The 13,042-nt window shown below is 61.7% G+C and carries 11 protein-coding genes; 7 read left to right on the forward strand and 4 right to left on the reverse strand.

The window, feature by feature from the left end:
• Positions 1-501 precede the first annotated feature (501 nt).
• Both DK391_RS42165 and DK391_RS42170 read right to left on the reverse strand, forming a co-directional pair.
• Positions 502-888: a DUF2917 domain-containing protein gene (locus DK391_RS42165; protein WP_343225475.1), complete on the reverse strand. Its 387-nt coding sequence runs from the start codon at positions 886-888 to the stop codon at positions 502-504.
• Positions 889-1,180: 292 nt separating this feature from the next.
• Complete coding sequence (locus DK391_RS42170) at positions 1,181-1,561, reverse strand: putative quinol monooxygenase (RefSeq protein WP_239483107.1); 381 nt, start codon at positions 1,559-1,561, stop codon at positions 1,181-1,183.
• 92 nt (positions 1,562-1,653) lie between these two features.
• Here DK391_RS42170 and DK391_RS42175 point away from each other — a divergent pair, with 92 nt between their 5' ends.
• On the forward strand, positions 1,654-2,625 hold the full coding sequence (locus tag DK391_RS42175) for a YafY family protein (RefSeq protein WP_109483942.1): 972 nt from the start codon (positions 1,654-1,656) through the stop codon (positions 2,623-2,625).
• Between the two features lie 22 nt (positions 2,626-2,647).
• Here DK391_RS42175 and DK391_RS42180 read toward each other — a convergent pair whose 3' ends face one another.
• Complete coding sequence (locus DK391_RS42180) at positions 2,648-4,597, reverse strand: sigma-54-dependent Fis family transcriptional regulator (protein ID WP_109483943.1); 1,950 nt, start codon at positions 4,595-4,597, stop codon at positions 2,648-2,650.
• Between the two features lie 479 nt (positions 4,598-5,076).
• Between DK391_RS42180 and DK391_RS42185 the strand changes: the two genes are divergently transcribed.
• The 6 genes from DK391_RS42185 (at position 5,077) to DK391_RS42215 (ending at position 11,307) form a co-directional block, all read left to right on the forward strand.
• Complete coding sequence (locus DK391_RS42185; protein WP_109483944.1) at positions 5,077-6,177, forward strand: NAD(+)/NADH kinase; 1,101 nt, start codon at positions 5,077-5,079, stop codon at positions 6,175-6,177.
• A gap of 76 nt (positions 6,178-6,253) precedes the next feature.
• A complete protein-coding gene (locus DK391_RS42190; RefSeq protein WP_109483945.1) occupies positions 6,254-7,231 on the forward strand; it encodes a thiamine pyrophosphate-dependent dehydrogenase E1 component subunit alpha in 978 nt (325 codons plus the stop codon).
• A 35-nt stretch (positions 7,232-7,266) separates the two neighbouring features.
• The gene (locus DK391_RS42195) at positions 7,267-8,271 is read left to right on the forward strand and encodes an alpha-ketoacid dehydrogenase subunit beta (RefSeq protein ID WP_109483946.1); all 1,005 of its coding nucleotides are present in this window, start codon (positions 7,267-7,269) and stop codon (positions 8,269-8,271) included.
• Positions 8,272-8,308: 37 nt separating this feature from the next.
• On the forward strand, positions 8,309-9,421 hold the full coding sequence (locus DK391_RS42200; protein ID WP_109483947.1) for an acetoin dehydrogenase dihydrolipoyllysine-residue acetyltransferase subunit: 1,113 nt from the start codon (positions 8,309-8,311) through the stop codon (positions 9,419-9,421).
• 2 nt (positions 9,422-9,423) lie between these two features.
• Positions 9,424-10,398: a lipoyl synthase gene (lipA, locus tag DK391_RS42205; protein WP_109483948.1), complete on the forward strand. Its 975-nt coding sequence runs from the start codon at positions 9,424-9,426 to the stop codon at positions 10,396-10,398.
• Positions 10,399-10,995: 597 nt separating this feature from the next.
• On the forward strand, positions 10,996-11,307 hold the full coding sequence (locus DK391_RS42215; RefSeq protein WP_109483949.1) for a helix-turn-helix domain-containing protein: 312 nt from the start codon (positions 10,996-10,998) through the stop codon (positions 11,305-11,307).
• Between the two features lie 99 nt (positions 11,308-11,406).
• Here DK391_RS42215 and DK391_RS42220 read toward each other — a convergent pair whose 3' ends face one another.
• Positions 11,407-12,873: an NAD-dependent succinate-semialdehyde dehydrogenase gene (locus tag DK391_RS42220; protein ID WP_109483950.1), complete on the reverse strand. Its 1,467-nt coding sequence runs from the start codon at positions 12,871-12,873 to the stop codon at positions 11,407-11,409.
• Positions 12,874-13,042 lie beyond the last annotated feature (169 nt).

Raw genomic sequence — 13,042 nt, forward strand, 5'->3', positions numbered from 1 at the left:
CGTCTCAGCGGGCCTTACCAGTTCGGCCCAGGCCGCCCAGGTGGCAAACGGTGTGTCGGCTGTCGCGCCTTATGCGCATCACTCCGGACTGAAAAGCAAAGGCGGTGTGTCTTGTAGGATCGCCGACGTGGAATGCGCGACAACCTACACACCGTTTGCCACCTGGGCTGCAGTAACGGTTTGCTGCCGCTAGCAGTACTACGGGTGAGTGAAGCGGGTGATGCGTTCATAAAGTGCGCTGGCAACGAGCATGACGAAGGGAGATGCCGTGTGAGGAATAGGACCGGTTGGGGGCCCGCAGGCAATAACAAGAACTGGCGGTGTTAGCCCGCTTTCTTTTGCCTACTTTTCTTTGCGGCGGCAAAGAAAAGTAGGTGCCGCCCCGCACAGGGGCGACGCGTGAAGTGGTAAGTGACAACGCGGATGCCAGCGCAGCGCCAAACAGCAAAAAGCAAAAAGCAAAAAGCAAAAAGCAAAAAGCAAAAAGCAAAAAGCCAACCCCTACCTCGCCCGCGGCGCAAAAATATCCACCCCTAACGAAGCACACCACTCCAGCAACCGCACCATCAATCTCCGAGACCGAACAGGATGCGTAGTCAACGAAATCCTGGCAACCGAATCTCCATCCGCACTCACCCAAACCCTCTCGCCACGCTGCAAGCGAAACGTCTCCCCAATCTGCAGCCAGTGATCATACGGCGACGCGGCCCGCGTCAACCACACACGCGCTCCTTGCACCAGAAGCTCCGTGTCCGTCTCGACACGCCACGACATGGTCATACCCGGCTGCACTGCAAAGTGAACCACGACTCTCGGCAAGTGCTCCTCCGCGCGCGAAAAGCAGAGTGATTCGTCATCGGTGAACTGCTGGCAAGCCTTGTCCATCATGCACTCCGTCAAATGAGCCGGAGGACAGAAGGCGCACCCAAAACAAAGGGCCCCTTCCGTTTCCGGCGGGGCCCTGGGATTCTTCGCTGACTGCTGCGACTGCTAACGCACGCACGCTCCCGTAGGCCCGCCGCGACGGCGTTCCATACGATTTTTAATGACGTAAGCGTTGGTGATGTGTGTCAGCATGCGATCAAGTTTGTCGTGACGTCGATGCGTTGTCAACCAGTTTTGCCTGATGTGTTGCATCGTCATGCCATGTCCCTCGCACGAATGAAAAGTGTCGACGCGCTCACGCGCGCACGTCTGTCAGCGCTTCGGCATGACGCAAGCCAGGCAGTGACTGGACCGGAATCTCGCACCGGTCCGCGCGCAACGTGCGCCACTCCGTCACTTCACGCGGTCGCACCAGCAAATCTGCAAGCGCCTCGTGATACGCCCGGCGATACGGCCGGTGAATCTGTTCTTCCGCCTCGTCTTCACGCGCTTCCCAGGTTTCATAGAGCATCAGGCGACACGGCGAATCAGGGTCGCGATGCAGCACCGCCCCACGAAAATCTGGCTCGTCGCGCATGGCGTCGAGCACGCCGTTCAGCAATGCCATGAAGCGTTCGAGTGCGTCGGGCAACACCTGAAAACGCACGACGTAAGTCACGTGCATACAGCAAGACATACGGCACACTCCCAATAGATCTTCGTCGATGTCTAACGTTATACTCGTCAATAACTGACAACCCATGTCATGAATTAGCTAAGGTGCAAAAAATGGCCACGAGCCGTCTGGTTTCGATGCTGTTGATGCTGCAGGTCAAGGGCCGCGTCACCGCGCAGGCACTCGCCGATGAATTCGACGTGTCGATCCGCACCGTGTACCGCGACATCGATCAGTTGAGTGCAGCGGGCGTGCCCGTTTATGCGGATCGTGGGCCGGGCGGCGGCTTCGCACTGCTCGACGGTTATCGCGCGAAGCTGACGGGTATCACGAGGGCGGAAGCCGAAACCCTGTCGATTGCGGGCCTTGCGGGCGCGGTGTCCGATCTCGGCCTGGACGAGCAGCTCAGGGCTGCGCAACTGAAACTCGTCACGGCGCTGCCCGATGCCGCGCCCGACACATCACGCATCGGCTCGCGGCTGCATATCGATCCTGTCGGCTGGTATCAGCGGCCTTCGCCCACGCCGTGGCTGACGATGCTCGCAGGTGCGGTGTGGGACCAGAAACGCATCTCGATGCAATACCGTACGTGGAACGGCAACAGTGAAGGCGAAGGCGTGCGTGTGCGTGATCCGCTCGGACTGGTCCTGAAGGGTGGCGAATGGTATCTCGTCACGCGCGTGCGCACGCAGTTGCGCACCTATCGCGTATCGAGCATCACGCAGCTTGCCGTGCATGACGAAACCTTCGAACGTCCCGAGGATTTCGATCTGCGCGACGAGTGGACGGCCGCAGTCGAATCGTTCGAAACCAGCCTGCTGAAGCACACGGCGCGCTTGCGGCTCTCGCCGGAAGGCATGACGCGTTTGCATCGGCTGGGTGCGGCGGCCGTCGAACAGGCGCACATCGCGCCGCCTTCGGAGCCGGACGGCTGGCAGGAAGTGACCTTACCCGTCGAGCAGTTCGATTACGCAGCCGAACAGTTGCTCGCTTTTGCTGGTCACGTCGAAGTGCTCGATCCAGCGGATTTGCGCGAGCGCCTGCGCAAGCTCGGCGAGCAGATCGCGGTGCGCAACGCCGCCTGAGCGCCCGCGCAGTACGCGGGCATCAACCGCGATGCGGCCCGACGATCCCTAGCTTCGCGATCCGCCGATACAACGTCGCTCGCGACATGCCAAGCGCTTCCGCCGCCGCGTTGGGTCGCCAGTGATGGCGCGTGAGCGCATCGACGATGCGGGCGCGCTCATCGTCGACGCTCGCGAGTGCAGGCCGCGCCGCTGCTTCATCGGGCGCCAGCATCGCGGCCAGATCGGGCGACACGTGCCGCAATTCGACGCGCGTCGAATCGCACACGGCACATGCATAGCGCAGCACGTTCCGCAGTTGCCGGATATTTCCCGGCCACGAGAATCGCGCAAGACGCTCGGCAAGACGCGCGTCCAGCGTCAGCACATGGCCGGCACTTTGCGCTTCCTCATCGAACACGGCGTGCACGACATCGAGCACATCGGCACGCTCGCGCAGCGGCGGCATGTGCAGCGTCGCGCCGCTCAGCCGGTAATACAGGTCTTCGCGGAACGTGCCTTCCTCGACCATGCGCGCAAGGTCGCGGTGCGTCGCGCAGATCACGTCGATATCGACGCGCACGGGCGCATCGCCGCCGAGCGGCAGCACTTCGCCTTCGGCGAGCACGCGCAGCAGACGCGTCTGCAGATTGAGCGGCATATCGCCGATTTCATCGAGGAACAGCGTGCCGCCATGCGCCTGCGCAATCTTGCCGCGCGCGCCGCGGCTGCGCGCGCCCGTGAACGCGCCAGGCGCGTAGCCGAACAGTTCGCTTTCGATCAGCGAATCGGGAATCGCGCCGCAGTTCACGGCGACGAACGGCTTGGCGCGCCGCGCGCCCGACGCATGCAGTGCCTGCGCGAACACTTCCTTGCCGACACCCGTTTCACCGAGAATCAGCACGGGCAGATGCTTGCCCGCAATGCGCAGCGCCACTTCCGCGTTGCGCGCGATGCGCGAATCGCGGCTGTGCAGGAAGCGGCTGATCGCGTCGAGACAGGTATCGGCGTGCGCGTCGGCCGATGCGTTGAGCGCATTCATCGACGATACGACGGTTGCAATGCGCGTAGGGCGCTTCAATGGCGCGCGAATCCGCGCATAGAGCACGGCACCCGTCGCGCGCAGACGCAGCGGCACGATCGTATCGGTGCGCGCGACGTCGTGCAGATGCACGGCGGACGTATCGAAGATTTCGTCGACGTGACGCGGGCCGCTCAGGCCCGCAATGCATTCCTGCGCCTTGCGGTTCGACGCGGCGATGTTGCCGCATTCGTCGAATGCAATGAGCACCTCAGGCTGCGCCTCGACGAAATTGCGGCTCTGGTGACCGAAGATCACCCAATGCTGCGCGGTCTGATTGAGAAAATAGCCGTCTTCGATGAGCGCCGCGCTCTGGCGTACCAGTTGAAACACGAGGCGCTGACTGTCGCGGTTATCGGGCGACTGCACGGCGGACGCATCGAGCACGCCGATCAGTTCACCCGTCAGCGAGAAAATCGGCGATGCGCTGCAGGTCAGTGTGGTGAAGGCCGCGCGAAAGTGATCGGTCTTGTGCACGGTGATGGGCGCAAGATCGGTCAGCACGTTCGCGATGCCGCACGTGCCTTCCTCGCGCTCCGACCAGCAAGAGCCGATATAGAGACCCGCATGCTTGAAATCGCCGCGCCGGTCGCGGTCGATGCGGTAGTCGATCGTCACGCCGTGCGCATCGGTGAGCATCACGCAGTAGTCGGCCACGCGGATCATGTCGTGCAGGCGCGACAGGCATTGGCCCGACGCACGCAAAAACGCTTCTTCCTTGCCTTGCACTTCCCGCAACTCGGACGACGTCAGCACGCGCGGCCCGATCACCGAACCGGGATCGAGCTGGTATTGCTCATACGAACGTTGCCACGACGACACCAGACGCGACGAATTGGCGGGCGCAGGCAAGCGTCCTTCGATCGCGCCGCGCACGCGGTCGATGTGCTGCGTCTGTGAGCGATAAGGCATGGTCGGCTCCCGTCGATAACGGTCGATACCGGTGGATGGATCGCGCTGGTGGTCGGCGTTGCTCGCTCCTGATGCCGGACCTTCTTGTAGCACATCGCGCGCGCGCGATCACATTGCAATGCAGCACGCGAGACGCCTGAGACGTTCGTCTCACACATGCGTGAGACAGCGGTGAGACGCGCATCGTTCGATGGCGCAACGCATGCGCTGCGCGTGTCTTCCTTGCGAATACAAAGCGCGGCGCGATGTGCGTCATGTGCGCTGCGTCATGCGACACAACGCCAGCGTTCCAAGGCCCACTGTTATTTGCGTGAAGCCCTTTGTGCATAAGGCTTTTCGCGCATATCGAGGGCCTTCTGAATGATTGGCATAGCTGTTGCAGTATTGCCGGTCACACAAAGCGCACCTGCGACAGCGTGACATACGACACGCAAGCGTCCCGCAGGCCGCGCCCGACAAACACAACGGAGACACCTTCAGTGCCATCGCCTATCACAGTCGGCGTGATTGCGAATCCCGCATCGGGCCGCGACATCCGTCGTCTCACGACGCACGCGTCCGTGTTTCCGACGGCGGAAAAGGCCAACATGGTCGTGCGCCTGATCGCGGGACTCGGCGCGCTGGGCGTCGATCGCGTGCTGACGCTGCGCGACCGCACGGGCGTCGCGTCGCTGCTGCTGCGCGCGCTCGATACACATGCGGCGACTGGCACGGCCGAGCGCTGGCCCGCAGTCGAATTCGTCGATCTGCCTATCACCGATTCCGTTGCCGATACGCACGCGGGCACGGCGCACATGGTGCGCGAGGGCGTCGAACTGATCGCCGTGCTGGGCGGCGACGGCACGCATCGCGCAGTGGCCGCGCATTGCGGCGGCGTGCCGTTGCTGACCTTATCGACGGGCACCAACAACGCGTTTCCCGATATGCGCGAAGCGACCATTGCGGGAATGGCGGGCGCTCTCGTCGCATCGGGCGTGGTGCCGCCCGATGTCGCGCTGACCCGCAACAAGCGGTTGGTCGTGCGCTGCGTGGCGGGGCCGAATCGTGGACGCGAGGAAATTGCGCTGGTCGATGTGTGCGTGAGCCGTCAGCGTTTTGTCGGCGCACGCGCCGTGTCGGAGCCGTCGGATATCGAGTCGCTGTTTCTCACCTTCGCGGCACCCGACGGCATTGGACTGTCGTCGATAGGCGGCGCGTGGGCGCCTGTCGAGCGCACCGCATCGCATGGTCTTCATCTCACGTTCGCGTTGCCCGATGAGTACGGCCATGCGCCTCAGGACGGCGTGCCGATCTTCGCGCCGATTGCGCCGGGCCGCATCGATCAGGTGACGATGCGCACCTGCGAACGCTTCGAAGTCGGCGACTGGCTGTCCATCGATGCGCTTCACGGCACGCTCGCGTTCGACGGCGAGCGCGAAATCGAAATCGAGCGCGACGATCGCTATGAAATTTCACTCGACTGGGATGGCCCGTTGACAGTCGATGTGAGCCGCACGCTGCGCTTCTCGGCCTCGCGGCAACTGATGCGCGAGATGGCGGGCGCTTCACGGCGAACGCTGGATCACGCGCAGGCGAAATAGAAGGGAGTTCGTTGCATCACGCGGGGTCCACTCCGCACCCGTTGCAGTCACGATCGACACATCAAGGAGACACACCATGTCAGATCAGTTGAGCAAGGAGAAACTGCTGGAAGCGTACCGGATGATGCGCACCATCCGCGAGTTCGAAGAGCGCTTGCACGTCGAGTTTGCGACCGGCGAGATTCCCGGCTTCGTGCATCTGTATGCGGGCGAGGAAGCATCGGCCGTCGGCACGATGCTGCATCTGAACGACAGGGATTATGTCGCCACCACGCACCGGGGCCACGGCCACTGCATCGCTAAAGGCGTGGACGTGCACGGGATGATGGCCGAAATCTACGGGCGGCAGACGGGCGTGTGCAAAGGTAAGGGCGGCTCGATGCATATCGCCGATCTGTCGAAGGGCATGCTGGGCGCGAACGGCATCGTTGGGGCGGGCGGACCGCTCGTGTGCGGCGCGGCGCTGGCGGCGAAGCTCAAGAAAACGGGCGGCGTGGGCGTGTGCTTCTTCGGAGACGGTGCGTCGAATCAGGGGACGATTTTCGAATCGATGAATCTCGCCAGCGTGTGGCGTCTGCCCGCGATTTTCGTCGCTGAGAACAACGGCTATGCGGAAGCGACATCGTCGACCTGGTCGGTGGCATCGGACAACATCGCGGACCGCGCGAGCGGATTCGGAATGCCGGGCGTGATCGTCGATGGATTCGATTTCTTTGCGGTGCATGAAGCGCTAGGTGAAGCGATCGAGCGTGCGCGGGGCGGTGGCGGGCCGACGCTGGTGGAAGTGAAGCTGTCGCGTTACTTCGGCCACTTCGAAGGCGATGCGCAGACCTATCGTGCGCCGGGTGAAGTGCAGAAGTTGCGTGATGAGAAAGATTGTCTGAAGCGGTTCGAAGAGCGTGTCGTGCGCGCGGAAATGCTGACGTCGGATGAGCTGCGCAAGATCGACGCCGATGTGAAAGCGCTGATCGACGACTCCGTGGTGAAGGCGAAGTCCGCACCATTGCCGACGGAAGAGGATTTGTTGACTGATGTGTATGTGTCGTATCCGTAAGCCCACGCTCGCGACAACTTGACTGGAGACACAACATGGCACGCAAGATCACATACTCTCAGGCAATCAACGAAGCACTGAGTCAGGAAATGGCGCGCGACGAAAGCGTCATCGTGATGGGCGAAGACAATGCGGGCGGCGCAGGATCGCCCGGTGAACAGGACGCATGGGGCGGTGTGCTCGGCGTCACGAAAGGGCTGTATCACAAGTATCCGGGCCGCGTGCTCGATACGCCGATCTCCGAAGGCGGCTTTATCGGCGCAGCAGTCGGCGCGGCGGCTGCGGGTCTGCGTCCTGTCGCTGAACTGATGTTCATCGACTTCATGGGCGTGTGCTTCGATCAGATCTTTAATCAGGCCGCAAAATTCCGCTACATGTTCGGTGGCAATGCCGTGACGCCCGTTGTGATCCGCACGATGCAGGGCGCAGGTCTTCGCGCAGCAGCGCAACACTCGCAGATGCTGACATCGCTGTTCACGCATGTGCCGGGGCTGAAAGTGGTGTGTCCGTCGACACCGTATGACGCGAAGGGCTTGATGATCCAGGCGATCCGCGAGAACGACCCCGTCATTTTCTGCGAGCACAAGCTGCTGTACACGCGCGAAGGCGATGTGCCCGAAGAGTTGTATGCGATTCCCTTCGGCGAAGCGAACGTGGTGCGTGAAGGTGATGACGCGACCATCGTTACCTATGGTCGCATGGTGCACTACGCAACGGATGCCGCCGACAAGCTCGCGAAGGACGGCATCAAGGCCGAAGTGATCGATTTGCGCACCACGTCGCCGCTCGACGAAGAAACGATTCTGGAAAGCATCGAGCGCACGGGCCGCCTGATCGTGGTCGACGAAGCAAATCCGCGCTGCTCGGTCGCCACCGATATCGCCGCGCTCGCCGCGCAGAAGGCGTTCCATTCGCTGAAGGCGCCCGTCGAGATCGTGACCGCACCGCATACGCCTGCGCCGTTCTCGGGTGTGCTGGAGGAGCTCTACATTCCTTCCGCAGACAAGATCGCGGCGGCCGTCAAACAGACGCGACACTGACGCAACACGTGCACCGTACTGAGCGAGGAACTGAGCAATGTCGATTCACATGATCACGAAGCCCAAGTGGGGCCTGTCGATGGAACAGGGGCAGGTCAACGGCTGGTTGAAGTCGATTGGCGACAAGGTGGCGAAGGGCGATGAATTGCTCGACGTCGAAAGCGACAAGATTGCGTCGGGTGTCGAGTGCGCGTTCAACGGCACGCTGCGCCGGCAGGTCGCGCAGGAGGGCGACACGCTGCCCGTCGGCGCGCTGCTCGGCGTGGTCGCGGACACGGAAGACGCGGACGTTGACATCGATGCCGCTGTCGAAGCCTTCCAGCGCGATTTCGTGCCGCTCGCCGCCGATTCCGCCGATGCCGGGCCGCAGCCCGAAAAAGCGCAGATCGGCGGGCGTACGGTCCGATATCTCAAGATCGGCGACGGCGGCACGCCTGCCGTGCTGATCCACGGCTTCGGCGGCGATCTGAACAACTGGCTGTTCAATCACGCGGACCTCGCCGCGCAACGTACGGTGTACGCGCTGGATTTGCCGGGACATGGCGAATCGACGAAGGCAGTCGATTCGGGCAGTGCCGACGAACTGGCCGATAGCGTGATCGCGTTTCTCGACGATCGCGGTATCGAACGTGCTCATCTGGTCGGGCATTCGATGGGCAGTCTCGTTGCGATGACGGTGGCAGCGAAAGCGCCGCAGCGTGTGGCGTCGCTTTCGCTGATCGCGGGCGCTGGGCTTGGCGACGAGATCAACCGCGAGTACATCGACGGATTCGTGACGGGCAACAGCCGCAACACGCTCAAGCCGCATCTGACGAAGCTGTTCGCGGACGGCTCACTCGTGACGCGGCAACTGGTCGAGGACATCGTCAAGTACAAGCGGCTCGAAGGCGTGGGCGAGACGTTGCAGAAGATCGCGACGTCGGCGTTCAAGGATGGCGCGCAGCAGCGAAGCTATCGCGACCGCGTCGACAAGCTCGCGCCGCGCACGCTGGTGATCTGGGGCGAACTGGACCAGATCATTCCCGCGAGTCACGCGCAAGGCTTGCCCGGCGATATTCGCGTGCATGTGCTGCCGGGCAAAGGGCATATGGTGCAGATGGAATCGGCCTCTGAAGTGAACCGCCTGCTCAACGATTTCTTCGGAGCCTGACGATGGAAGCCGCGCCGCACACGTCTACGCACGACAGCGTCACTGCGCTCGGGCAGCACGGCTTGAGGAGCCGTGACAAGCTCGCGCGCATTCCCGTGAAGGTCGTGCCGCTGGAGGGCGGCGGCGCGCTTCCCAAACCTTCGTGGTTGCGCGCGCGACCGATGATGAGCGAGACGGTCGCCAGCATGGCGTCGATACTGCGCGAGCATCGGCTGCATTCGGTATGCGAGGAGGCGATGTGTCCGAATATCGGCGAATGCTTCGCGCAGCGCACGGCGACGTTCATGATCATGGGCGGTATCTGCACGCGGCGTTGTGCGTTTTGTGACGTTGCGCATGGACGTCCCTTGCCTCTTGACGATGAAGAGCCGGCGCGGCTTGCCGACGCTGTTGCTGCCTTGGGCTTGCGATATGTGGTGATTACGTCGGTGGATCGCGATGATCTGCGCGATGGCGGCGCGGCGCATTTTGCGCGCTGTGTCGCGTTGTTGCGCGAGCGGGTGCCTGGAATACGCGTCGAGATATTGACGCCGGATTTTCGTGGGCGAGTGGAGCGGGCGCTCGACGCGTTGTCGGTTGCGTGGCCGGACGTGTTCAATCACAACGTCGAAACCGTGCCTTCGTTGTATCGCGCGGCGCGGGCTGGGGCGGATTATCGCGGGTCGTTGATGTTGCTGCGGCGGGTGAAGGAGGCGAATGCTTCGGTGGTGACCAAGTCGGGATTGATGGTCGGGCTTGGCGAACGCGATGATGAGTTGCTGGAAACGATGCGGGATATTCGCGCACACGATGTCGATGTGCTGACGATCGGGCAGTATCTCGCGCCTTCGAAGTTTCATATGGCCGTGAAGCGGTATGTTGCGCCGGAGGTTTTTTCTGTTTATAGAGACGAGGGTTTGAGGATGGGGTTTCGCGAGGTCGTGGCGGGGCCGTTGGTGCGGTCTTCGTATCATGCTAATGAGACGGCGGGGTTTTGATGCGGCAACTGCAGGGTAGGTGACCGACGCCTGACATGTCGGAACCGGTCTGACCTGCGTAGCTTTTTCGTACAACAGATCGCCATGATCTGAATTGTGCTGTGGAAGTTTCTGCAAGTGCATTTTGCGGCGAGTTCGCCCTCGAACCTCGGTCGGTCCCTCGTATGATCGGTGTTCTGTTCGGTACCAGGTGAATTCTTGAGATTGCCAAACCATACGCAAGTAACGTATAATTTTCTCATGACGGCGACCTTCGTCGAGTTGGCTCCGTTTCGGCGGTGCCGGTCGGACTATCTGACTGACGAAGAATATCGTGTGCTCCAGATTGCACTGATGCAGAACCCGGAGTCGGGAGAGGTAATCCGTGGAACGGGTGGGCTGCGCAAGCTCCGCTTCGGCGACGCACGCCGTGGCAAGGGGAAGCGTGGCGGACTCAGAGTCATTTACTACTAATGGGTGCAAGGCCCGCAGTTCTGGATGTTCACGCTATACGACAAGGACGAAGCCGAAGACCTGTCGTCGAAGGAACGAGGGGTTCTCTCCGAAATGCTGAGAGAAGTCCTCAAGCTTGCTAATCGATAAGCAACGGGGCGCAACATGAAACGGAATCTGTTTGCCGAATTGACGGAAGGGTTAGACGAACTCAAGTCAGCACATGAAGGCAAGGCGACCCTGCATAAGGGCAAGGTTGAGATTCGCGACAAGCTGGAAGTGACTGCCGACGAGATTCGGGCCGTCCGCGAATCCATCAACGCGTCGCAGGCGGTCATGGCGCGTCGTTTGCGTGTGAACGAGCGGACGTATCAGAATTGGGAGCAGGGGCGTGCAAAGCCGAACGCGCAGGCTGCCGTCCTGATCAAGCTGGTTGAAAAGCATCCCGAGACGATACAGATGCTCGAGACTTTATGATTCGCGATATCCACACGAAAAAAAGCCCGCATTCTGCGGGCTTTTTCCTGTAGCGCTGGAAATCCGGCGCAGCGCCTGACGCGCCACACCGGACAAGCATCAAACACCACCCATGCACATATACTTGATCACGACATACTCGTCGATCCCATAGTGCGACCCTTCGCGCCCAAGCCCTGATTGCTTCACGCCGCCGAACGGCGCAACTTCGTTCGAAATCGCGCCGGTGTTAATACCCACCATGCCGAATTCGAGCGCTTCCGCGACACGCCAGATCCGCCCAATATCGCGGCTATAGAAATATGACGCAAGTCCGAACTCCGTGCTGTTCGCCATCTCGATCACTTCCGCATCCGACGAGAAGCGGAACAGCGGCGCGAGCGGGCCGAAGGTTTCATCGCGTGCGACTTTCATATCGGGCGTGACATCGGCGAGCACGGTCGGCTCGAAGAAGCCGTGGCCGAGCGCATGACGCTTGCCGCCCGTGACAACACGCGCACCCTTGCCGAGCGCATCTTCGATATGCGATTCGACCTTGAGCACGGCGGCTTCGTTGATGAGCGGACCTTGCAGCACACCCGGTTCCGTGCCGAAGCCAACCTTCAGCTTCGTGACGGCGGCGGCCAGCTTCTCGGCGAACGCATCGTAGACGCTGTCATGCACATAGAAGCGGTTCGTGCACACGCAGGTCTGGCCGCTATTGCGATACTTCGAAGCGATTGCACCTTCGACGGCTGCGTCGAGGTCGGCGTCATCGAACACGATGAACGGTGCGTTGCCGCCCAGTTCGAGCGAGACCTTCTTGACGGTCGGCGCGCACTGCGCCATCAGCAGGCGTCCTACCGGCGTCGAGCCCGTGAACGACAGCTTGCGCACGGTCGCATTGCTGGTCATTTCGCCGCCAATAGGCTTCGGATCGCCCGTGACGATGCTGAAGATGCCGGCAGGCACGCCTGCGCGCTCGGCGAGCACAGCGAGCGCGAGTGCCGACAGCGGCGTTGCCTCAGCCGGTTTGACGACGATCGGGCAGCCAGCGGCGAGAGCCGGACCGACCTTGCGGGTGATCATCGCAGCGGGGAAATTCCACGGCGTGATGGCGGCACAAACGCCGACGGGTTCTTTCGTGACGACGATGCGCTTGTCGTTGGCGACGGTCGGGATCGTATCGCCGTAGACACGCTTGGCTTCTTCGCCGAACCATTCGAGAAAGGATGCGGCATAGCCGATTTCGCCCTTGGCTTCGGCGAGCGGCTTGCCTTGTTCCGTGGTGAGGATCAACGCCAGATCGTCGGCGTTGGCGAGCATCAGGTCATTCCATTTACGCAGGATTTCGGCGCGCTGCTTGCCGGTTTTCGCCTTCCAGGCGGGCCAGGCGGCGTTGGCTGCTTCGATGGCGCGGCGGGTTTCCTGGGCGCCCATTCTCGGCACCTGTGCGATCAGTTCGCCGGTTGCCGGGTTCAGGACTTCGAAGGTTTCCTTGTTGTCGGCGTCTTGCCATTCGCCATTGATGTAGGCTTTGCTTTGCAGCAGGGAAGGGTCTTTGAGTTTGCTACGCAGGTCAGTCATTTTTCAACGTCCTTCTGAAGGTGTTTTGTCTGGGTGCGTTTCGTGTGGTCGTTTTTGCGGTGGCATCCGCTTTTTGTTAGTGGTCTGCTAGTGTTGCCCCTGTGCGGGGCGGCACCTACTTTTCTTTGCCGCGGCAAAGAAAAGTAGGCAAAAGAAAGCCGCTAACACC

Source organism: Paraburkholderia sp. C35, from assembly GCF_003121405.1.
Classification (GTDB): domain Bacteria; phylum Pseudomonadota; class Gammaproteobacteria; order Burkholderiales; family Burkholderiaceae; genus Paraburkholderia.

Excerpts from the sequence above, each read along its gene's own strand:
- DK391_RS42175 (WP_109483942.1), top strand. The coding sequence starts at position 1,654 with ATGGCCACGAGCCGTCTGGTTTCGATGCTGTTGATGCTGCAGGTCAAG.
- DK391_RS42165 (WP_343225475.1), bottom strand. The coding sequence starts at position 888 with ATGATGGACAAGGCTTGCCAGCAGTTCACCGATGACGAATCACTCTGC.
- DK391_RS42180 (WP_109483943.1), bottom strand. The coding sequence starts at position 4,597 with ATGCCTTATCGCTCACAGACGCAGCACATCGACCGCGTGCGCGGCGCG.
- DK391_RS42215 (WP_109483949.1), top strand. The coding sequence starts at position 10,996 with ATGAAACGGAATCTGTTTGCCGAATTGACGGAAGGGTTAGACGAACTC.
- lipA (WP_109483948.1), top strand. The coding sequence starts at position 9,424 with ATGGAAGCCGCGCCGCACACGTCTACGCACGACAGCGTCACTGCGCTC.
- DK391_RS42190 (WP_109483945.1), top strand. The coding sequence starts at position 6,254 with ATGTCAGATCAGTTGAGCAAGGAGAAACTGCTGGAAGCGTACCGGATG.
- DK391_RS42195 (WP_109483946.1), top strand. The coding sequence starts at position 7,267 with ATGGCACGCAAGATCACATACTCTCAGGCAATCAACGAAGCACTGAGT.
- DK391_RS42220 (WP_109483950.1), bottom strand. The coding sequence starts at position 12,873 with ATGACTGACCTGCGTAGCAAACTCAAAGACCCTTCCCTGCTGCAAAGC.
- DK391_RS42200 (WP_109483947.1), top strand. The coding sequence starts at position 8,309 with ATGTCGATTCACATGATCACGAAGCCCAAGTGGGGCCTGTCGATGGAA.
- DK391_RS42170 (WP_239483107.1), bottom strand. The coding sequence starts at position 1,561 with ATGTCTTGCTGTATGCACGTGACTTACGTCGTGCGTTTTCAGGTGTTG.